Raw genomic sequence first — 19,954 nt, 5'->3', positions numbered from 1 at the left:
CGACGTCGTCGCTTCAGCCGACCGAAAAAGAACCAGCCGACGACTCGCCCCTACCGCTTCCGGCCGGGAATCATGCCCGCCGCGCCGCGTAGGGTGCCCATCGGGTTCGGCCGACCGATCATCGTCTGGAGCACGTACAGCGCGAGGACGGCCGCCAGTGCGCCCACCTGAACGATCTGCATCGGATGGACCATCGCCACCACGCCGGCGACGAAGAAGGCGATCCGCAGCCCGAAGGTCTGTCCGCGACCGAACACGAACCGGTAGTTGATCCCGTGGATGATCGCGAGCGAGCCGAGCATCGCGAGCGCTCCCGCCGACAGCGAGGCGTAGTTGAACGTCCCCGAGACGAGTTCGGGGTGGTAGGCGAACGCGAACGGCAGGACGAACAGCGGCGCGGAGATGCGCAGCGCCTCCTTACAGCTCCCCCAGAAGCCGCCGCCGGAGATGCCGCAGGTGACCGCCACGCAGGTCGCAATCGGTGGCGTCAGCCCCGCCAAGATAGCGGCGTAGAACACGAAGAAGTGACCCGCGAACTCGGGCACGTTGAACTGGCTGATCAGCGTCGGCGCGACGAGCAGCGCCACGACGGTGTACGCGGCCGTCGTCGGCATGCCGAGCCCAAGAATGATACAGATGATCATTGCGAGCATGAAGGCGAGGATCGCGATACCGCCCGACAGGTCGAGCAGCGTGAGCGAGATGGCTGTCGGGACGCCGGTCGCCATCAGGATGTCGACCACGCCGTTGATCGCCGCGAGGATGATCGTCACCGGCGCGACGACGAGGATGCCCTCGCGGAAGCCGTCCACCGTCTGTTCGAGCGTTCCGACGAACGCCTCGCGGTTGCTCTCGCCGTCGAGCAGCGCCTGGACCTGCGGGATAGCGATCCCGAAGACGATCATCGACAGCGCGGTGTACAGCGCCGCCGTCATCACCGTGAACTGGAGCACGCCCAGCACGTAGATCAGGATGACGAGCGGGACGCCGTACTTCACCGCCTCCAGCACCATCGTCCGACGCTTCATGTTGTCGCCGATGAGGCCGTCCATTTCGGGGTCGTCGATCTGCGGCGCCGCCACGTAGTGGACGGCCATCGCGATCGAGACCACGAGGACCGCCGCCGGGATCAGTCCAGAGATGATGACGTCCACGTAGGTGGCGCCGCTGATGAGTTGCGCCATGATGAACGCGCCGGCGCCCATCACTGGCGGCAACACCTGCCCGGCGGTCGAGGCGACTGCCTCGATCCCGCCGGCGGTCTCCGGTTTGATCCCGTTCTTCTTCATCAGCGGGATGGTGAACGAGCCGGTCATCCCGGCGTTGGCGGTCTGGCTGCCGTTGACGGAGCCGATGATCGCGCTCGAGATGACGGCGGTCTGAGCGATCCCCGAGTCGACGTACTTCGCCGAGCGGACCGCCAGCCGGAGGATGAGATCGAACGCCCCGTACGCCTTCAGCAGGCCCGCGTACAGCAGGAACAGCGCGATCCACGCCGCGACGAGCCGGGTGAGGAAGCCGAAGAAGCCGTCGACGCTCACTACGAGGATCCGGAGGATCCGCGAGGGGCTAAGTCCGCCGTGGCTCAGGGGGCCGGGCATGTACGGCCCCGTGAGCCCGTAGCCGATGCCGATGAGCACGACCGCGAGGAACGTGATCCCGAACGAGCGCCACGTCAGGTAGATCAGCGCGAGCGTGAACACGAACGCCAGCATGATCTGCGGCTCCGTCGCGCGCCCGACCGAGTTGATCGCGACCTCCTGGTAGTTCAAGAAGAGGTAGCCGCTCGTCCCAAGCGAGATCAGCCCGGAGACGATGAGCAGCGCCGTCTCGATCCAGTTACCCTCGATCAGCGGCTCGTCGAGTTCCGAGATGACGTACAGCCCGAGAATGCCGCCGAGGAACGCGACCGCGTACTGCCCGCGCGGCATCTGCTGGGTGTACGAGTACCACATGACGATCATCCAGAACGGGATCGAGTAGGAGATGAGCGCCATGCGGAGCCGCTCTTCGATGCCGGAGCCGAGCCAGAGGATCAGCCCGGCGATCCCGGCGACGCCGATCACGCCAATGACGCCGACGATCGTCGCCGAGCCGTCGATTTCGGCGCCGGTAATCGCTGGCGCGATCACCGTGGGGCCGAAGACGGCGAGCACCCAAAACGGCAGCGAGAGGAGATACAGCCAGAGCTGTTTCCTCCCGCGGTCGCCCGGCGCGAGGTCGAGCGATTCCTCGTCGCCGAGCAAGCTGTTTTCTTCTACCTCAGGGTCAATCGGCGGATCGGTCGGATCAGGTGGTGTGTCGGGGTTTGTGGCCATCCGTCAAGGGGTGAAAGGGGGTGGTCAGGTGGTTGTACGCGCGTCGTCGAGACTACTCGTCGCCGCGGCTCCAGGAGTCGTCCCAGACGTCGTTGTCCTCGAAGAAGTTCGCCACGCCGGCGTGGATGTCGATGTCAGGGATCACCGTCTGGGTCATCGCTTCGGGCGAGTACTCCAGCGTCGTCGGGTCGGATTCACGGAGCGTGTCCTCGTGTTCGATGGCGAGCCGGCAGATCTCCTCGGTCGCGCGGGCCGGGATGTCGGGGCTGAACGCCCACTGGCCGGCGAGCGACCAGGTCGTCATCGTGTCGGTGTACGCCGTCACGTCCTGCTCGTACCCGTACGGCTCGATCTCCTCGAGAATTGCGCCGGGGTGGTCTTCGATGACCGAGCGGAACTCGTCGTCGACTTCCAGCAGGTTCAGGCCGCCGCCGGAGCGGACGTCGACGTTCTGACACCAGCCGGAGAGGTTGACGCCGTTCGCCCCGTACAGACACAGCGCGTCGACGCGGCCCTCCTCAACGGCGCCCGGAACGTCGCCGGTGTTGACATTGAGGATCTCGTTCGGCTCCCACATGCCGGCCTCCTTGAGGATCTCCTCGGTGAGCAGCCGCGTCCCGAAGCCGGGCTGAATCGGGTAGATCGTGTAGCCGCCCTCGCGGAGGTCGGAGACGGACTCAACGCCGCTACCCTCCAGACCGACCCAGTGGATCTGTAGCGACGTGAACAGGAAGCCCTGATTCGGCAGCGTGTCGACGGGGTCCTCCGCGAACGGCCCCTCCTCGTTGAGCGCCTTCGACAGTGAGTTGTTGTCGACGCCCATCGCCGGGATGTCGCCGTTGTTGTACGCGTAGAGGTTCGCCGTCCAGCCCTGCGTCTCCTGGACCGAGATGTTGAGGAAGTCGCTGTGCTGGGAGGCGGCGCGGGCGAGCGCCTGCCCCGCTGCCTGCGTCGAACTGCCGGTCGACGTCCCGCCGATGGTAACGGTCACGTCGCCGCCGCCGTCGCCACCGTCGCCACCGTCGCCACCGTCTCCGCCGTCGCCACCGTCGCCGCCGTCGCCGCCGCCGGAACAGCCGGCGAGTCCGACGGCGCCCATCGCGGCCGCTCCTTTCACAACGTCGCGTCGAGTCGTCTTGTCACTATCTACCATGTAGGTTCAGCAATATCGTGGACTGGTAAAAGGGTATCGTCGCGTCCGAGAATTGACGGAAAGCGAGGGGATCGATCGGGAAACGATACTACGGAGCGAGTTACTTTCCGGGTTTTTTCACCGCTTACAAGTTGGAAAAACGAGTCGTCCTCGCTCACGTATCAGTCGAATTCCACGAGAACGCCGAGGGGAGGTGATGCGGCGTGTTCCCGCCGCCATCGTCCGCTCGCGCGCGGTACGCCTCGAGGTCCTCGCGGAACGAGGGGTCGGCCACCGCGATCAGTTCCGCCGCGCGCTCGCGCGGCGAGAGCCCGCGGAGGTCGGCGACGCCGTGTTCGGTGACGACCACGCTCGCGTCGTGTTCGGAGTGGTCGACGTGCGGCGTCAGCGGGACGACCCGTGAGACGTCGCCGCCGACCGCCGTCGAGGGGAGCGCGACGACGCCGAGTCGGCAGTTGCGCGCGAAGTCGCCGCCGCCGCCGATGCCGTTGACGACGCGGGTGCCGCCGATGTGGGTCGCGTTCACGTTGCCGTACAGGTCGACCTCCACGGCGCTGTTGACGCCGACGACCCCGAACCGGTCGATGAGTTCGGGGGCGTTCGAGATATCGGCCGGCCGCAACACCACGTCCTCGGCGTAGCGTTCGACGTCCGCGAACAGGCGCTCTTGGCCCTCGCTCGACAGCGCCAGCGAGGTGGCGCTCGCGCCCCGGAGGTCGCCCGCGTCGAGCATGTCGAGGAGGCCGTCCTGGACGACCTCGCCGACGTACGCCACGTCGCGGTCGCCGAAGTCGACGTCCGCGAGCGCGCCCATCAGGGCGTTGCCGAGGCTGCCGACGCCGAACTGGAGGTTCACGGCGTCGGCGAGCAGGGGGTTGCGGTCGAGCTCGGCCTCTAAGAACTCGCCGAGGTTCGCCGCGATCGCCTCGTCGGTGGCGGAGACCTCGCGGAACTCGTAGGGGTCGTCCGGCCGGTCCGTCTCGACGACGGCGGCGAGCTTCTCGGGGTCGAACCGGACCGCCGGCCCGCCCGTCTCGCCGAGGGGGTCGTCAAGCGGGATCGGCGCCCGGTTCGGCGGATCTTCGCGGACGTGGACGTCGTGGACGCGGGCGAGGTCGATCGGCTGCGCGCGGTTCACCTCGACGACGATCCGGTCGGCCGCGCCCACGTACGCGGGCGTGTGTCCGATGGACGTCGACGGGACGAGCCAGTCGGGGCCGACCGCGACCGCCTCGACGACCGCTATCGTCTCGCCGCGCATCCCCGCGCGAAGCCCGCCGAACCGCACCTCGTCGGCGAGCCGCGAGATGTGGCGGTCGTGGAACTGGAGCCGGCCCTCGTTGGCCGCCTCGCGGGAGGTCTCGTTGGGAACGAACGGGTAGCGCCGAGCCATGTCGCCGGACTCGACGAGGTCGCGGTCGATCTCGTCGCCGACGCCGCCGCCGGAGATGACGGTAAGCTCGCGCTCCCCGTCGGCCGCAGCGATCGCTTCGGGGACGAGCTTCGGGTAGCCGACGCCGCCGAAGCCGGACACGAGCAGCGTCGCGGTCTCCGGGACGAGCGCGGCCGCCTCCTCGGGGCTGGCGAAGGGAAGATCGCCGCCGAGCCGGGTCGCCGGGACCGGGTCGTCGAGCGTCGGCGCCGCGGGGCCGGACGGCGCGGGCGTCACTCCAGGTCCTCCGGCTGGGTGCCGATCCCCTCGGGCCAGCCCGTCGGTTGCGCGGCGCTTGGCTGGGCGTGTGAGCGCTTCAGCACCATCGGCGTGCGTTCTAAGGAGAGCACGAGCTCGTCGTTCTGGTTGTACGCGCGCAGCTCCGTGGTGACGATGCCGACGTGGTCCCGGGAGGAGGACTCCCGCTTCTCGAGGACTTCGGACTCCGCGAACAGCGTGTCGCCGTGGAAGACGGGCGCGTGGTGGCGGATCTTGTCGTAGCCGAGATTCGCGGTCGCGTTCGCCGACACGTCGATGACACTCATCCCGACCGCCAGCGCGATGACGAAGGTGCCGTCGACGAGGCGCTCGCCGAACTCCGTCTCGGCGGCGTACGCTTCGTTGAAGTGCATCGGGTTGAGGTTCATCGAGAGGTTGGTGAACCAGACGTTGTCCGTCTCGGTCACCGTCCGCCCGTAGGGGTGTTTGTACACGTCCCCCACCTCGAAGTCCTCGTAGTAGCGCCCCTCCCAGCCGCCGACGAGGCGGCGGTCGGCGCCTCCGTCGGTCGCCGCGTCGCCGTCGGTCGCCGCCGCGTCGCCGTCGGCCGCCGCCGCTCCGCCAGTCGCCGCGTCCCCGCCGGTCCCGTCGTGTGCGTCGCTGTCGCGTGCCATACCGACCCCGACAACGAACGACTAAAAGAGGGTTGCGCTCGCGGCCCCGTCCGCCGGATCGGTCGCGCCGGTCGCGTCGCTCGGACCGGCCGCACCGGGGCCTACAACGACGACGTGTACAGCAACATCGCGACGGCGGCGATCGAGACCAACAGGATCCACGCGACCATGATGATCCCCATCTGCCGGTGCGTGAGGTTCGTGCCCTCGAGTATCTCGGAGACGCCCATACGCCGAGGGATTCGCCGAGAGTATTTAATGGCTTCCAACGGCAGAAGTGGACTCGCGGGGGTCCCGCGAGCGAACGGAGTGAGCGAGTGGGACCAAGCGAGGGAACGACTGAACGACCGAAGGGAGTGAAGGAGTGGACTCGCGGGGATTTTGAACCAGAACCAGACGTGCTCGCTCGCTTCGCTCGCTGTGCGCGTCTGGTAGGGTTCAAATCCCGCTCGTTACAGATTTGCGCCGCTCGCGACGCCTGCGGCGCAAAAACATGGACTCGCGGGGGTCCCGCGAGCGAACGGAGTGAGCGAGTGGGACCAAGCGAGGGAACGACTAAGCGAACGAAGTGAGCGCAGGAGTGGACTCGCGGGGATTTGAACCCCGGGCCTCTTCCTTGCGAAGGAAGCGATCTGCCACTGATCTACGAGCCCTCATCACGAATCAATCCCCGTTCGTATTTGTACCTTACCTTTCGCTGACCGGTGCGGGAGACGCTCACATCCGAGAACCGAACCGATTCGGGGGATCACCGAAGACGCCGCGAAGGCGACCGGCACCGACGGGATTACATATCCAGCGCGGGAACTGTCAGTTCCAGCAGCCTCCAGTCGGTTCCGCCGACCGATTAACGTTTCTGAGACGCGTTCCACATTCGTTACTCTTTTGCCCGCGGACCACCGAGTCTATTACATGTCAGACGCGACGGCGACGAACGCGGACACCGACGTGGACCCGGCCGCGCTCGCGGCCCTCAAACACGTCGGGCTCGTCGGCGGCCTCTCCGAGACGAAGGTGTCGTGCGCGGCGCTCGGCGACCGGCTCGACGCCTCCACGCAGACCGCCTCCCGACGCCTCCAGACGCTCGAATCCGCGGGCTACGTCGAGCGCGACGTGGTCAGCGACGGGCAATGGGTCCGCGTGACGGACGCGGGCGAGGCCGCGCTCCGCGCGGAATACGCCGACTACCGCCGCCTGTTCGAGTCGGACGTCGAGCTCTCGCTCCGCGGCTCGGTCACCGGCGGGATGGGCGAGGGTCGCCACTACATCACGCTGCCGGGGTACGCCGAGCAGTTCCGCGAGCGCCTCGGCTACGACCCGTTCCCGGGCACGCTGAACGTGAACCTCACCGAGGAGAGCGTCCGCCGCCGCGGCGAGATGGCGGGCATCGACGCCGTCCCAATCGACGCGTGGGAGGGCGAGGACCGGACCTACGGCGCCGCCACCTGCTACGGAGTCACCCTCGTCGCGGACGGCGAGCGCTACGACGAGGTCCACGCCATCGTCCCCGACCGGACTCACCACGACGACGACCAGCTCGAGCTGATCGCGCCGGACCGCCTGCGCGACGCACTCGACCTCGCGGACGGCGACAGCGTGGAGGTCCGCGTCGAGCCGACGACGCGCGCGGACGAGCCGGGAGCGACTGCGGTCGGGACGGAGGCCGCCTGATGCGCGCCGACGTCGACGCCGATCCGGAGGCGAGCGCAGGCGCGGCCGACGCCACCGAGGCCGCCGAATCCGCGGACACGACCGACCCCGTCGAGCGCGCGCTCGACGCGTTCCGCGCGGGCGACCCCGTCTGCGTCCACGACTTCGCGGACCGCGAGGGCGAGACGGACATCGTCTACCCGGCCGGCGCGGTCGACGAGGCCGCGGTCGCGCACATGCGCAACGACGCGGGCGGCCTGATCTGCGTGGCCGTGAGCGACGCGGTCGGCGACGCGTTCGACCTGCCGTTCCTCGCGGACGCGCTCGACCACCCCGCGGTCGACGACGACCCCGACTACGACGACCGCTCCTCGTTCTCCCTCCCCGTGAACCACCGCGAGACGTTCACTGGGATCACGGACGCGGACCGCGCGAAGACCATCGTCGAGGTGGCGAACGCGGCCGGCCGAGTCCGCGACGACCCGACCGGCTACGGCCCGGAGGACTTCGCAGCGGAGTTCCGCGCGCCCGGCCACGTCCACGTCCTGCGCGGCGACCGCGACGGCCTCGCCGGGCGGACCGGCCACACCGAACTCGGCCTCGCGATGGCCGAGGCCGTGGGCGCCGCGCCCGCCGCCGTGGTCTGCGAGATGCTCGACGACGAGACCGGCGACGCGCTCGCGCCCGCGGACGCCGCCGCCTACGCGGCCCGCCGCGACATCCCCTACGTCGAGGGCGCGGCGCTCGTCGAGGCGCTGAAGTAGGACCTCTCACGCTGCTGTCGGCGCGCGCCTGCGAGCGGTCGCCACCGGCGACCGCGAGCCAGCGCGTGCGAGGGAGTCGGGCGGCCGGAGTGAAACGGAGGCCGGCCGACGAGGCTGGGGAGGCGTGAGGTGCTGTGCGGAGCGGTGCGGGGCAGGACTCAAAGGGGCAGCCGGGAGGACGAAGCACGACGATGTAAGCACCGCAAGGAAGGAGCGGTAGCGACTGACTGAGGAGCGCAACGAGTCGCGCGAGTCCTCCCGGCTGGGACTTTGGAGGTGCGCTCTTGTGTAGCACATTGTTGATTTCAGAGAGTTGCTTTGACGGCGTGTTTGAGCGCTTTTCGTCCGGGTTTGCGGTAGAGTTCTCGTCTGAGTTGGAACGCTCGGAGATACTGTGTGAGGCGATCTTTTGAGATGCCTCGATGCGGCGAGAGCCACCGTCGCGCCAGCGACGCGTGGCTCTCGCAGGTGTTCACGTGGACCGTCTCGTCGGCGTACTCACCGTCTCCGTGAACGACGTATTCGCGGTCGAATTGCTCGTCTTCAGTAAGCGGATCGTACGCACGAAATCCGTCTGTATAGACAGTGAGAGGCTCCTGCTGGCGGTCTGCCAGCAGGAGCCGGATCGTCGATTCGTCTGCGGATTTCGCCGGCACAACGTACCGTTGCTCGGTGCCACGATCCACGAGAACGAACACGGGCGGTTTGTCTTGATCATACGTTCCGCGCCCGCGTCGAGAGAGGCCGCGAGAGCGCGACCACTGGTCGCGCTCGCGGCCTTTCAAGCCGGCAGAGACGTAGAACTCGTCAATTTCAACCGGGCCGCGGAGATCGAGTGACGGCGCGTCGAGCGCTTCAGCGAAGCGCTCGACACGCCTGTGAATCGTTTTGTAGGCGACCTCGATTTCGCATTGTAACTGCCTGAGACTCGTGTTAAACCGCAAAAACGCGTAGATCGAAAACAGCCACTTGCGGAGTGCGATCTTCGAGTGAGCGAAGATCGTGCCGGTCTTGTCGTTGAACGTGCGGCCGCAATCCTTACAGAGATACCGCTGAAACTGCCCATAGCTGCCGTTTCTGACCGTTCGGTCAGAACGGCAGCGAGGACAGGAAACGCCGTCACGCCAGCGAACCTGCTGTAACAGGTCCGCTGCGACCGATTCCGACCCAAACACATCCAGCGGAATCATTCGTGTCGGACACCGCTGACGCGGTGTCCTTGTCCTCTTCGACTCCACAGCGACAGCTCAGCAGTATCAACAATCTCCTACAGAAGAGCGTTGGAGGTGTTCACCGTGGAATCGTCGATCACGTATCGCAGCGCGACTGGGGCTTTGGAGGCCCTCACCGCCGATCCGCGGTCTGTTATTTATAAATGAGCGGCCGGACCTTCGGAGCGGTTCGCCGTCGCTCCGTCACCAGAGTCCGACCTCACTTCCTCGCGACAGCCTCGGCCGGTTGTCACAGTTTTAAGCCCGCCGGCCGCAACCGGGTACTATGGGATTCGACGAGATGGACGTCGACACGATCTGGAAGAACGGGGAGTTCCTCGACTGGGAGGACGCGACGACCCACGTTCTGACCCACGCGCTCCACTACGGGAGCGGCGTGTTCGAGGGCGTCCGCTGTTACGACACGGAGCAGGGGCCCGCGATCTTCCGCTGGGAGGAGCACCTCGACCGGCTGTTCGACTCAGCGAAGATGTACGACATGGAGATCGAGCACTCTCGGGAGGAGATCACCGAGGCGACGCTCGAACTCCTCGAACGGCAGGACCTCGACTCCGCGTACGTCCGACCGATCGCCTACTACGGCTACGACTCGCTCGGCGTCTCGCCGAAGGACTGCCCGACCGACCTCGTCCTCGCCGCGTGGCCGTGGGGCGCGTACCTCGGCGAGGAGGCCCTCGAAGACGGCGTCGACGTGATGGTCTCCTCCTGGCGGAAACACGCCTCCTCGCAGGTGCCGACGAACGTGAAGACGACCGGGCTCTACGTCAACTCCATGCTGGCGGGTGAGGAGGCGCGCCGGAACGGCTACGTCGAGGCCATCGTCCTCAACAAGGAGGGCAACGTCGCGGAGGGGCCCGGCGAGAACATCTTCATGGTGAACGACGGCGAGATCTACACCACCGGGCCTGCCCAGTCAATCCTCGAAGGGATCACGCGCGACACCGTGATCACCCTCGCCGAGGAGCGCGGCTACGAGGTCCACGACGAGGCCGTCATCTCCCGCGGGCAGCTGTACACCGCCGACGAACTGTTCTTCACCGGCTCCGCCGCCGAGGTCACCCCGATCCGCTCGGTCGACGACACCGAGATCGGCGCGGGCACCCGCGGGCCGGTGACTGAAGAGCTCCAGACAGCATTCTTCGACCTAGTCGAGCGGCGGACCGACGACCACGACGAGTGGTTCACCTACCTCTAACTCGCCGCACCAGCTTTTCGCTGAATTAGTTTTTTCCGAACCGCTACTCGCCAGAACCGCTACTCACCCGAATCGTAACTCGCCAGAACCGCTACTCGCCAGAACCGCTACTCGCCGACCCCCGTCCCTCGGCCGCCGAGCCGTCCCCGTCGCCGGGGGTCCCGTCGGTCCGGACGTGTCCGAACCCGTCGGCGGTGTCCGCGCCGTCGCCCTCGCCCGGGTTCTCCTCGTGGACGGGGACCTGATGAGCCGACTCCGCGAACCCGGCGGAGAGGACCCGCGTCATCCCTTCCTCGACGGTCTCGCCGGTCTCCTCGATCCGCTCCGGCTCGACCTCGATGACGAAGCCGGTGGTGATGTTCGGCGCGGTCGGCATGAATAAGACGATCTTGCCGTCGCGAGTCTTCTTCCCGGTGCGGAAGGCGGTCATCCGGATCCCGGGCCACGTCTCGATGTACACCGGGCTCTGGAGTTCATCGGTCCCCGAAATAGCGGTCTCGATCGCGAGCTTCGAGGCGTTGTACACCACCCGGAGCGCCGGGATCCGGTTTATCGTGTCGTCCACGGCCGACTCCGCCAAGCGACCGAGCGTGGTCCGCATGAAGTACCCGACCGCGAGGACGACGGTCGCGAACACCGCGAACGCGATCACCACCCGGGAGACGGGCTCTAACGGCGCCGGGATGACCTCGGGCTGGAGCCCCTCGATGAGCGGGATTGAGGCGATGTACTGGTAGATCCAGCGGAGGACGAGCAGTAAAACGAGGAGCGGCGCCAGCACGATGAGGCCGCTGGCGAAGTCGCGTTTCCACGTGGACATCTATCGCGTGGGTATCTGTCGGCAATCCTTAAGAGCGCTTCCACGCGGCGGCGACGAGGAGATGTCCGGCACCCCCACGATCACTGGCCTAAGACCGCCCGGGCCGCGAACGTCAGGTTCTCCTTGCGCTCGCGGACGCGACGGTAGAAGTACGAGAGCCACTTGTCGCCGTACGGCGCGTACTGGTAGACGTCGACACCCTGCGCGGCGAGGTCGCGCTGGGCGTCCTCGCGGACCCCCATCAGCATCTGGACCTCGTAGTCGGCGCCGTGCTCGCGCGCGAGCCGGTCCGCGAGCGAGATCATCTCGGGATCGTGGCTGCCGACCGCGATCCCGCGGTCGCGCCGCTCGAAGAGGAACCGGAGGTCGTCGCGGTACGCCTCGTCGACGCGCGCCTTGTCCGTGTACGCGATCGACGACGGCTCGTCGTAGGCGCCCTTCACGAGCCGTATCTTGCCGGGAACGTCGATCAGACGGTCGAGGTCGTCCGCGGTCCGTTTCAGGTTCGACTGGATACACTGGCCGACGCTCCACGGGTAGTCGGCGGCGATGGACTCGAAGGCGTCGAGGGTGGCGTCGGTGGTGTCGGCGTCCTCCATGTCGCACCAGACGAACGCGTCGAGCTCGTCGGCGCGCGCGACGATCTCGCGGTAGTGCTCCTCGAACAGGTCCGCCGAGACGTCCATCCCGATCTGGGAGGGTTTCACCGAGACGCAGGCGTCCAGGCCGCTGTCGGCGATATCGTCGAGCAGCTGGAGGTAGGCGTCCGTGTCCGAGCGGGCGCCCGCGGCATCGTCGTAGTGTTCGCCGAGCAGGTTCAGGATTACCGCGACGCCATCCTCGTTCGCGGCGCGCGCGTGGTCGAGGGCCGCCGGAACGCTCTCGCCGGCGACGAACCGCCGGGCGATAGGGGGGATCATATCGTAGCTTCCGGACGGGGCGAACTTTACCTTTGCCGACCCGGCGGCGGTGACCGGGAGACTGATCGGGATTTATAAGCGTGACCGAGAGCCCGATCCGGGGTTTATAACACGCCGCGCGCCGCCCGTGGAGGTATGATCGGTACACTTGTCGCGACCGCGTTCTGGGCGATGCTCCCGGCGTACGTCCCGAACAACGCCGCGGTGTTGGCCGGCGGGGGGCGCCCCATCGACGGGGGCCGCGAGTGGCGCGGCGCGCGGCTGCTCGGCGACGGAAAGACGTGGCGCGGCACCGCGGTCGGGACGCTGGTTGGCGTCCTGCTCGCGCTCGGACTCAACGCGCTCGCCGACTCCGCGGGCGCCGCGCTCGGCGCCGAGCTTCCGACGTTCGCGCTCCCGGCCGCGTTCGCGCTCGCGTTCGGCGCGATGTGCGGCGACATCGGCGCCTCGTTCCTCAAGCGCCGGTCCGGGCGCGAGCGCGGCGCCGCGTTCCCGGGGCTCGACCAGCTGGACTTCGTCGTCGGCGCGCTGGGGCTCGTCTTCCTCGTCGACACCGACTGGGCACTGGCGACGTTCACGCCAAGCGTCCTCGCCGTCGTCCTCGTGATGACCCCCGTCCTCCACGTCGTCACGAACGTCGGCGCGTACGCGCTCGGCGTTAAGAACGAGCCGTGGTAGGCGCGACTCGGGAGCCGGGATCAGCGGAGAAAGGACCGAAGGAGGACGAGAAACCCGCAAGCCAGTGCGACGGACTCCGCGACGTGGACCTGGGTGAGCGTCAGGGCGGTGAGCTGGTAGAGGAACCCCTCAATGAGAACGCCGAAGGTGATGAACGCGAACCCGATCGTCGCGTCGCGGAGATAGCGTGTCCGCTCGCGGAGATAGGCACGGAAACTGACAGCGGTAGTGGCGAGTCCCAACAGGAGGAGGACGGCACGGGTGAGCGTCAAGACGACCGCCCAGTCGCCGGTCACGGTGTATCACCCCCGCTCGACGGTTCGGAGAACTGGCCGTGTAACGAGTACAGGATCACGAGCATCCCCACGGCGACGAGACCGGTCTGGATCGTCCCCGCGACGAAGATCGATAGCCCGACCACGTCGAAGAGGATCCCTTCGAGCACCGAGCCGACGGTGATAAAGAGGAATCCGATGGCCACGTACAGCATCGGTTCGCTCCGGTAGGATCTGTAGCCTTTGTACGCCTGTTTCGTTATTAACAGCCCTAATCCGACCGTAATGAGCTTCGCGATGACGAGTTCGATGTGCATGGTTATAGCTCCCTGATGTCGCTCCAGATGCGCGAAAAACGCTGTGCAGCGTCCTCGCGGACGTGGACGGAGACGTCGATCTTACCGTCGTCGATGTCGACGTCGAGGTGGTCGATGTTCGCCACGAAAACGCTGTGGTGACTCCCGTCCGGCTCGATCTGTGTCCGTTCGACCAAGAGGTCGTGGGCGACCATCTCCTCCGCTCGCCGATAGATGGTCGAGAGTGCGACATCGCACTCATCGCTGAGCTCCTTGGCAGACAGCGGCCCGCGACTCGTCGCGGCCAGAACCTGTCGAACGCGCTCTTGGCCGAGGAGTTCGAGGAGCTCATCGTTGCTACCGTCTGTTGACACAGGGATCCCTCCGGATACCGATAATTCCTGTCGAGTTGTAATATATGAGCCGTTTTGCGCGCGGCGCAAAACAGGATAGCCGTCTATGATACTCCCCCGTGTACTCTCAGGTGCAGAGGTATCCGACGATGACAAACCGGGCACACTACACGCGTCGACGGGTGGTACAGCTGTCAAGCGCTGCTGCGGCCGTCGGTCTCGCGGGCTGTTCGAGCGCGAGCAGCAGTGAGTCGGGCTCGGGATCGACCGATACGTCTGAAGGAGAGGATCACAGCGACGAGGACGACGGCCACGACGACGGCGGGGACGAACAGAGCGACGACGGCCACGACGACGGCGGACACGGTGACGACGGGCACGGGGGCGTCGGTGACATGACGCCGACCGCCGGGGTCGAGATGGTGACGACCGACGACGGCGGGACCCACTTCGAACCACACGTCGCCAGGGTCGAGACCGGCGGGACCGTCACGTGGACCCTCGGAAGCGGCAGTCACAACGCGGCGGCGTACCACCCGGACAACGACCAACCACGCCTCGTTCCGGAGGGGGCCGAGGCTTGGGACAGTGGAATGCTCTCGGAGGATGGAGCGACGTTCGAGCACACGTTCGAGACCGAAGGCGTCTACCACTACTACTGCGCTCCCCACGAGACCGGCGGGATGATCGGCAGCGTCATCGTCGGCGAGCCGGACGCACACGGGCAACCCGCGCTCGAGGACCCGCCGGCGGACAAGCCGGACGCCGTCCGCGAGAAGATTGCGGAACTCAACGAGATGTGTAACGAGGCCCTCGGACACGGGCACGACTGATCGGAATCACCCATTTTTCGCCGAGGGTATCGATCGTTCGTCCGCGTCTCGACGGCGAGATGGGAACGGTGAGAAGATATTTATACTCGCGTGTCATTCACTCACACGCATGTCCAGTAGTGCACCCAGCTCGGACGACGACGTGTTCGACGAGTTCCTCTCCGACCACGGCCACGAGACAGAGATCGTCGACTGGGAGCGATCCTATAACAAGCTTCAGTGTCCCGAGTGCGGTGCGCTCCACGAGGAAGGATCCGCGCGGTGTTCCGTCTGCGACTGGCGGCCAAACTGACGCCCGCGGCGCCGCCGCGGTCCGCGGATTTTCTTTCCGTCATACTCCCCGGTAGTATTATGTGGAATTACCCGATAGTTGGTACCATGCCGACCTGTCAGAACTGCGGTTCGTTCGTCACGACAGATTACGTTCGGGTGTTCACCCCGAACGAGGTCGATCGGCCCCGCGTCTGTCCGGCCTGCGAGGACATGGTCCGCGACGGCGCCGACGTTCGCGAAGCGCGCGCGACGCGGAGCAGCTGACGACCGAGCGAGCGATGAGACGCCGCGCCGGCGGGACCGAACCGGGGACGGAGTCGACGATCGCCGAGCCACGGCGTTTAAGGAGAGCGGGAATCAGGGAGTAACAATGACTGATACCACGGTGACGCGGCTGTTCGGGGGGCCCGGGAGCGGGAAGACGACCGCGCTCCTGGACCGCGTCGAAGAGATCCTCGAGGCGGAGGACGCCGAGGTCCGCGATGTGCTCGTCGTCTCGTACACACGCGCGGCCGCCGCGGAGATCCGCGAACGGCTCGCCGAGCGGCTCGACGTCTCGCCGCGCAGCCTCCAGGGGAACGTGAGCACGATGCACGCGAAGGCGTACGAGCTGCTCGACCTCTCGCGCGGCGACGTGGTCGGCGAGGACGACAAGGAGTCGTTCTGCGAGGAGTACGGCATCGAGTTCGAGGACCAGCACGGCGGCGCCGGCCGCCGGACCGCCCGGTCGACGACCATCGGCAACAAGATCATCGCCACCTCGCAGTGGCTCCAGCGCACCGAGCGCGACGTGGCCGACTGGTACGACGTCCCCTTCCAGTGGAACGTCGAGGAGGTCCGGCTCCCGCCCGAGGAGGACCCCAACGCCCAGCAGGGGAACAAGTACACCCCGACGTGGCCCTCGGACGACGACCGGATCGACATCCCCGAGACGATCCGCGCGTGGCGAGCGTACAAGGGCGATAACGACCTCGTCGGCTTCGCTGACATGCTCGAACGGGTCGCGCAGCGCTCGCTCGTCCCCAGCGTCGACTACCTGATCATCGACGAGTTCCAGGACATCACGACGCTCCAGTACAACGTCTTCGAGGAGTGGCGCCCGCACATGGATCGGGTGCTCATCGCCGGCGACGACGACCAGGTCGTCTACGCGTGGCAGGGCGCCGACCCCGACCTCCTCTTAGACACCGACGTCGACGAGGACGTGGTCCTCCCGAACTCCTACCGGCTCCCCTCGGAGATCCTCAACGTCGTCAACGCGGAGATCCGCCACATCGACAAGCGCCAGGAGAAGGACCTCCACCCGCGCAAGGAGGGCGGCACCGTCGAGGCGATCGAGTCGCCCTCGATGATCGAGCTCGTCCGGAACGTCCGGTACACCGTCGAGGACGACGAGGGCGACATCATGTGCCTGTTCCGGGCGCGCTACCAGATGTTCGACTTCATCGACGAGTTCATCGACCACGGCATCCCGTTCACGATGCTCACCGACGGGCGGATGTGGACCGACCGGGTCCAAGACTACGTCAGCGCCATCGAGAAGGCCGAGGCGGACGAGCCCGTCACCGGCCTAGAGGCGCGCCGGCTGGCCGACATGCTCCAGGAGTCGGCGTTCGGCACCCACGACCGCGAGGAGTTCTACGACTTCCTCGACGACCGCGAGGAGGCGGCCGACGCCGACGACATCGCCGACATCGACATCGCGGCCGACACGCTGAGCGAGTACATCCCGTTCATGCCGGACACCGCCAGCGCGGACGACATGGTCCGGAAGGTGACGAGCTTCCAGCGCAAGTCGATGGGCGCGTACTTCGAGGGCGAGTATCAGGGCGCCGACCCCACCCGCGTCCGCGTCGGCACCATCCACTCCGCGAAGGGCCGCGAGGCCGACCACGTGTTCGTCGCGACCGACCTCACGGAGAAGGTGGTCGAGCAGATGGCGGCATCCATCGACGACCCGACCGACGTCGACGGCGTCGAGGAGTTCACGAAGGCGACGAGCCCCGTCCCGGTCCTCACCGACAACGAGCGCCGCGTCTTCTACGTCGGGATGTCCCGCGCCCGCGAGCGGCTCGTGATCATGGAGAGCCTCATCAGCGGCGCGCCGACGCTCCCGATCAGCGTCCTCCTGTTCAACGAGCTCCGCGAGGAGCCGGCCCAGGAGCTCGTCGAGGAGGTTCAAGCGGAGCTGGCCGTCCCCGAGCCCGAGCCGTGAACGGGGAGGACGCGGCGCCGGAAGCCGCCGAAGGGGACCGCCGCCCCCTCCGGACCGACCTCCGCCCGATCGTCGAGGCGGTCCGCGAGGCCGACGCGGCCGCGTTCGTCGCCGTCGGCGACCGCTTCAACGACGACCTGCGCTACCTGACGCGCTTTTCGGGACCCGACCGGCCGTACGCGCTGGTCGTCGTTCCGGACGAGCCCGTCGGGCGCGCCGTCCTCTGTGCCCCCGCGCTCTTCCGCGAACAGGCGGAGCAGGAGTTCGTCGCGGCTGCCCGCGACGCGGCCGCAGATGCGACTGAGGACGCGGGCGCAGAGCTGACCGACGACACTGATGCGGAGTTTCACGACGACGTCGTCCGCGAAGTCCGGACGGAGGACGTCGGCGATCACGCCGGCGAGCGCGCGGCCGCGGTCGTGGACGGACTCACCGACGGATCCGACGAGAGCGGCGATCCGACCGTCCTCGTACCCGCCTCGATCCCCCACGACGCCGCGGTGTACCTAGAACGCGCGGGAAACGACCTGACGTCGACGGACGCGGTCGCGGTCGCTCGAGCCCAGAAGACCTCAGCCGAGGTCGACCGGCTCCGACGGGTTCAGCGCGCTGCGGTCGCCGGGATGGCCCGCGCCGAGGCGGTCCTCGCAGAGAGCGGGGTTGTCGCGGCCGACGACGAGAGCGCGGCCGACGACCGGTCCAGCGATGACCGCCGACCCCCGCTCCGCTGGGAGGGCGAGCCGCTGACGACCGAACGGCTCCGCCGCGAGGTGAATCAGGCCCTCGCCGCTCGCGGCGTCCGCGACGCCGGCAACACGGTGATCGGCGCCGGGCCCTCGGCGGCCGACCTCCACTACGTCGGCGACGACCCGATCCGGCCCGGCGAGACGGTCCTGCTCGATATCTCTCCGCGCGGCCCGGACGGGTACTACGGCGACGTGACGCGGACGTTCGTCGTCGACGGCGACGGCGGGTGGGAGCGCCGCGCGTACGTCGCGGTCGAGGCCGCCCGCGAGGCCGCGCTCGACGAGGTCGAACCGGGCGTCCCGGCGAAGACCGTCCACGGCGAGGCGGCCGCGGAGCTCACCGCGTACGGCTTCGAGCCGAACGCGGGCGAGGGCGAGGCGGGCTTCACCCACGGCACCGGCCACGGCGTCGGGGTGAGCCTCCACGAGGGGCCGTCGCTGTCGGGTGCGGGCGAACTCCGACCGGGCCACGTCGTGACCGTCGAACCCGGCGTCTACGACCCTGACGTCGGCGGCGTCAGGCTGGAAGACCTGATCCTGGTCACCGACGACGGGTACGAGATACTGGCCGAGTACCCGTTCGGTATCGTTCCAGAATCGGACTCGGCCTGACTCGGCGGCGCGGTACTTCGGCGCGGTGCTTCGGCGCGGTGCTTCGGCGCGGTGCTTCGGCGCGGGACCTCGGCGCGGTGCTTCGGCGCGGGACCTCGGCGCGGTGCTTCGGCGCGGGACCTCGGCGCGGTGCTTCGGCGCGGGACCTCGGCGCGTTACTTCGGCGCGTCGCCGCCGTCGACCGCGGCGGCGTCGGCCGCCTCGGACTCGTCGTCATCGCTTTTCCGACCGGCGCTCGTACCGTCCGAATCAGCGCGGAGCTGCCGGGGTAACAGCCCTGAGAGGAGTCTGCGGGCGATCCGGGCCGGGTCGAGAAAGTACTGCGGGAGGACGACCATCGCGACCGCGACGACCAGCAGCCCGGCGCCGAGCGCGACCTCGCCGGCGACCAGCCGGATCACGGCGTAGTTCGCGAGCGGCAGCGCAAAGACGAGCGATGCCGCCAGCCCGATCATGTCCAGCAGTCCGAGTCGCATCGAGCGTCCGTTGATCCCCGGGGGGCAAAAGGGACGCGGCGTCGACGACGGAGGGTCGACCGGGAGCGAGTCCGCCCGGACCCAGAACCGATAACCGTCGTCCGCCCCCAGTTCCGGTATGTTCACCGGCATCGTCGAAGACACCGGCACGGTCCGCGAGCGGACCGAGACGGACGACGGACTCCGGCTGCGGATCGGCGTCGACGGGTTCGACGACCTCCACCACGGTCAGTCGATAAGCGTGAGCGGCGTCTGCCTGACCGTCGAGGAGTACGGGGAATCGAGCGACGCGGGCGGCGACGACAGCGACGGCGGCGACTGGTTCTCGGTGTTCCTCGCGAGCGAGACGGTCGCGAAGACGTACCTCGGGAGGGTCGAGGAGGGCGACGCGGTCAACGTCGAGCGCGCGATGCCCGCGGACGGGCGGTTCGACGGCCACGTCGTCCAGGGCCACGTCGACACTGTCGCCGAGGTCCGAGGGATCGAGCGCGTCGGCGAAGACTGGCGATTCACCTTCGCGATCCCCGAGGGCCACGCCGAGTACCTCGTCGACAAGGGCTCCGTGACGCTCGACGGCATCTCGCTGACGGTCGCCGAGAAGCGCGACGGGGAGTTCGACGTGGCGATCATCCCGACGACCTACGACCTGACGACGCTCTCGGAGAAGTCGGTCGGGGATCCGGTTCACTTGGAGGTGGACGTGATCGCGAAGTACGTCGAGAACATGCTAGACGGGTACGCGTGAACGCTGTTGCGGCGAGGCGGCGTCTCGAAATTTCTGGTTGCTCGGCTTTGTGACTCCGGAGACGAGACTACGGAG

Annotated in this window: 22 protein-coding genes and 1 tRNA gene; 10 read left to right on the top strand and 13 right to left on the bottom strand. The window is 67.5% G+C overall.

What is annotated here, in order from left to right:
* Positions 1 to 50 precede the first annotated feature (50 nt).
* From ACOZ35_RS13285 to ACOZ35_RS13260, 6 genes are all read right to left on the bottom strand, one after another.
* On the bottom strand, positions 51 to 2,318 hold the full coding sequence (locus ACOZ35_RS13285) for a TRAP transporter permease (RefSeq protein ID WP_424014021.1): 2,268 nt from the start codon (positions 2,316 to 2,318) through the stop codon (positions 51 to 53).
* A 52-nt stretch (positions 2,319 to 2,370) separates the two neighbouring features.
* Positions 2,371 to 3,435, bottom strand: coding sequence for a TAXI family TRAP transporter solute-binding subunit (locus ACOZ35_RS13280; protein ID WP_424016071.1), 1,065 nt, complete (start codon positions 3,433 to 3,435; stop codon positions 2,371 to 2,373).
* Positions 3,436 to 3,625: 190 nt separating this feature from the next.
* Positions 3,626 to 5,140 carry an acetyl-CoA hydrolase/transferase C-terminal domain-containing protein gene (locus ACOZ35_RS13275; protein ID WP_424014020.1) on the bottom strand — a complete coding sequence of 505 codons (1,515 nt, stop codon included), beginning with the start codon at positions 5,138 to 5,140 and terminating at the stop codon, positions 3,626 to 3,628.
* A complete protein-coding gene (locus tag ACOZ35_RS13270) occupies positions 5,137 to 5,796 on the bottom strand; it encodes a MaoC family dehydratase (RefSeq protein WP_424014019.1) in 660 nt (219 codons plus the stop codon). Before ACOZ35_RS13270 ends, ACOZ35_RS13275 begins: the two co-directional genes overlap by 4 nt.
* A 101-nt stretch (positions 5,797 to 5,897) precedes the next feature.
* Positions 5,898 to 6,026 carry a hypothetical protein gene (locus tag ACOZ35_RS13265; protein ID WP_424014018.1) on the bottom strand — a complete coding sequence of 43 codons (129 nt, stop codon included), beginning with the start codon at positions 6,024 to 6,026 and terminating at the stop codon, positions 5,898 to 5,900.
* Positions 6,027 to 6,377: 351 nt separating this feature from the next.
* Positions 6,378 to 6,449, bottom strand: a tRNA-Ala gene (locus ACOZ35_RS13260).
* 259 nt (positions 6,450 to 6,708) lie between these two features.
* On the opposite strand from ACOZ35_RS13260, the gene ACOZ35_RS13255 reads away from it, so the two are divergent.
* Positions 6,709 to 7,467 carry a DUF120 domain-containing protein gene (locus ACOZ35_RS13255; RefSeq protein ID WP_424014017.1) on the top strand — a complete coding sequence of 253 codons (759 nt, stop codon included), beginning with the start codon at positions 6,709 to 6,711 and terminating at the stop codon, positions 7,465 to 7,467.
* A complete protein-coding gene (ribB, locus tag ACOZ35_RS13250) occupies positions 7,467 to 8,210 on the top strand; it encodes a 3,4-dihydroxy-2-butanone-4-phosphate synthase (protein ID WP_424014016.1) in 744 nt (247 codons plus the stop codon). Before ACOZ35_RS13255 ends, ribB begins: the two co-directional genes overlap by 1 nt.
* A gap of 305 nt (positions 8,211 to 8,515) precedes the next feature.
* Here ribB and ACOZ35_RS13245 read toward each other — a convergent pair whose 3' ends face one another.
* Positions 8,516 to 9,400, bottom strand: a complete 885-nt coding sequence (locus ACOZ35_RS13245) for an IS1595 family transposase (protein WP_424013737.1) — start codon at positions 9,398 to 9,400, stop codon at positions 8,516 to 8,518.
* A gap of 307 nt (positions 9,401 to 9,707) precedes the next feature.
* Between ACOZ35_RS13245 and ACOZ35_RS13240 the strand changes: the two genes are divergently transcribed.
* Positions 9,708 to 10,637: a branched-chain amino acid transaminase gene (locus ACOZ35_RS13240; RefSeq protein ID WP_424014015.1), complete on the top strand. Its 930-nt coding sequence runs from the start codon at positions 9,708 to 9,710 to the stop codon at positions 10,635 to 10,637.
* Between the two features lie 91 nt (positions 10,638 to 10,728).
* Here the strand turns inward: ACOZ35_RS13240 and ACOZ35_RS13235 are convergent, their stop codons facing one another.
* Positions 10,729 to 11,457, bottom strand: coding sequence for a DUF502 domain-containing protein (locus tag ACOZ35_RS13235; RefSeq protein WP_424014014.1), 729 nt, complete (start codon positions 11,455 to 11,457; stop codon positions 10,729 to 10,731).
* A gap of 80 nt (positions 11,458 to 11,537) precedes the next feature.
* Positions 11,538 to 12,377 carry a proline dehydrogenase family protein gene (locus ACOZ35_RS13230; protein ID WP_424014013.1) on the bottom strand — a complete coding sequence of 280 codons (840 nt, stop codon included), beginning with the start codon at positions 12,375 to 12,377 and terminating at the stop codon, positions 11,538 to 11,540.
* A 135-nt stretch (positions 12,378 to 12,512) separates the two neighbouring features.
* Between ACOZ35_RS13230 and ACOZ35_RS13225 the strand changes: the two genes are divergently transcribed.
* Entirely contained in the window at positions 12,513 to 13,055 is a 543-nt protein-coding gene (locus ACOZ35_RS13225; RefSeq protein WP_424014012.1) for a CDP-2,3-bis-(O-geranylgeranyl)-sn-glycerol synthase, read from the top strand.
* Positions 13,056 to 13,075: 20 nt separating this feature from the next.
* Here ACOZ35_RS13225 and ACOZ35_RS13220 read toward each other — a convergent pair whose 3' ends face one another.
* The 3 genes from ACOZ35_RS13220 to ACOZ35_RS13210 are packed head-to-tail and all read right to left on the bottom strand — an operon-like array spanning position 13,076 to position 14,000.
* The gene (locus ACOZ35_RS13220) at positions 13,076 to 13,351 is read right to left on the bottom strand and encodes a DUF7521 family protein (protein WP_007345831.1); all 276 of its coding nucleotides are present in this window, start codon (positions 13,349 to 13,351) and stop codon (positions 13,076 to 13,078) included.
* The gene (locus ACOZ35_RS13215) at positions 13,348 to 13,647 is read right to left on the bottom strand and encodes a DUF7521 family protein (protein WP_007345830.1); all 300 of its coding nucleotides are present in this window, start codon (positions 13,645 to 13,647) and stop codon (positions 13,348 to 13,350) included. The genes ACOZ35_RS13220 and ACOZ35_RS13215 overlap by 4 nt, the downstream gene beginning before the upstream one ends.
* A 2-nt stretch (positions 13,648 to 13,649) precedes the next feature.
* Complete coding sequence (locus ACOZ35_RS13210) at positions 13,650 to 14,000, bottom strand: winged helix-turn-helix domain-containing protein (protein WP_007345829.1); 351 nt, start codon at positions 13,998 to 14,000, stop codon at positions 13,650 to 13,652.
* A gap of 128 nt (positions 14,001 to 14,128) precedes the next feature.
* Between ACOZ35_RS13210 and ACOZ35_RS13205 the strand changes: the two genes are divergently transcribed.
* The 5 genes from ACOZ35_RS13205 (at position 14,129) to ACOZ35_RS13185 (ending at position 18,658) form a co-directional block, all read left to right on the top strand.
* Entirely contained in the window at positions 14,129 to 14,812 is a 684-nt protein-coding gene (locus ACOZ35_RS13205; RefSeq protein WP_424014011.1) for a plastocyanin/azurin family copper-binding protein, read from the top strand.
* 109 nt (positions 14,813 to 14,921) lie between these two features.
* Complete coding sequence (locus ACOZ35_RS13200) at positions 14,922 to 15,104, top strand: HVO_0416 family zinc finger protein (RefSeq protein ID WP_049905922.1); 183 nt, start codon at positions 14,922 to 14,924, stop codon at positions 15,102 to 15,104.
* A gap of 86 nt (positions 15,105 to 15,190) precedes the next feature.
* The gene (locus ACOZ35_RS13195; protein WP_004598729.1) at positions 15,191 to 15,349 is read left to right on the top strand and encodes a DUF7563 family protein; all 159 of its coding nucleotides are present in this window, start codon (positions 15,191 to 15,193) and stop codon (positions 15,347 to 15,349) included.
* 106 nt (positions 15,350 to 15,455) lie between these two features.
* Entirely contained in the window at positions 15,456 to 17,300 is a 1,845-nt protein-coding gene (locus ACOZ35_RS13190; RefSeq protein WP_424014010.1) for a UvrD-helicase domain-containing protein, read from the top strand.
* Entirely contained in the window at positions 17,297 to 18,658 is a 1,362-nt protein-coding gene (locus tag ACOZ35_RS13185; RefSeq protein ID WP_424014009.1) for a M24 family metallopeptidase, read from the top strand. Before ACOZ35_RS13190 ends, ACOZ35_RS13185 begins: the two co-directional genes overlap by 4 nt.
* Before the next feature lie 155 nt (positions 18,659 to 18,813).
* Here ACOZ35_RS13185 and ACOZ35_RS13180 read toward each other — a convergent pair whose 3' ends face one another.
* Complete coding sequence (locus ACOZ35_RS13180; RefSeq protein WP_424014008.1) at positions 18,814 to 19,134, bottom strand: DUF7533 family protein; 321 nt, start codon at positions 19,132 to 19,134, stop codon at positions 18,814 to 18,816.
* A gap of 118 nt (positions 19,135 to 19,252) precedes the next feature.
* Here ACOZ35_RS13180 and ACOZ35_RS13175 point away from each other — a divergent pair, with 118 nt between their 5' ends.
* Entirely contained in the window at positions 19,253 to 19,879 is a 627-nt protein-coding gene (locus ACOZ35_RS13175) for a riboflavin synthase (protein ID WP_424014007.1), read from the top strand.
* Positions 19,880 to 19,954 lie beyond the last annotated feature (75 nt).

The sequence above is a fragment of the Halorubrum xinjiangense genome, from assembly GCF_049604745.1.
In the GTDB taxonomy this organism is placed as follows: domain Archaea; phylum Halobacteriota; class Halobacteria; order Halobacteriales; family Haloferacaceae; genus Halorubrum; species Halorubrum xinjiangense_A.
This window is presented reverse-complemented; position numbering and strand designations above follow the sequence as displayed.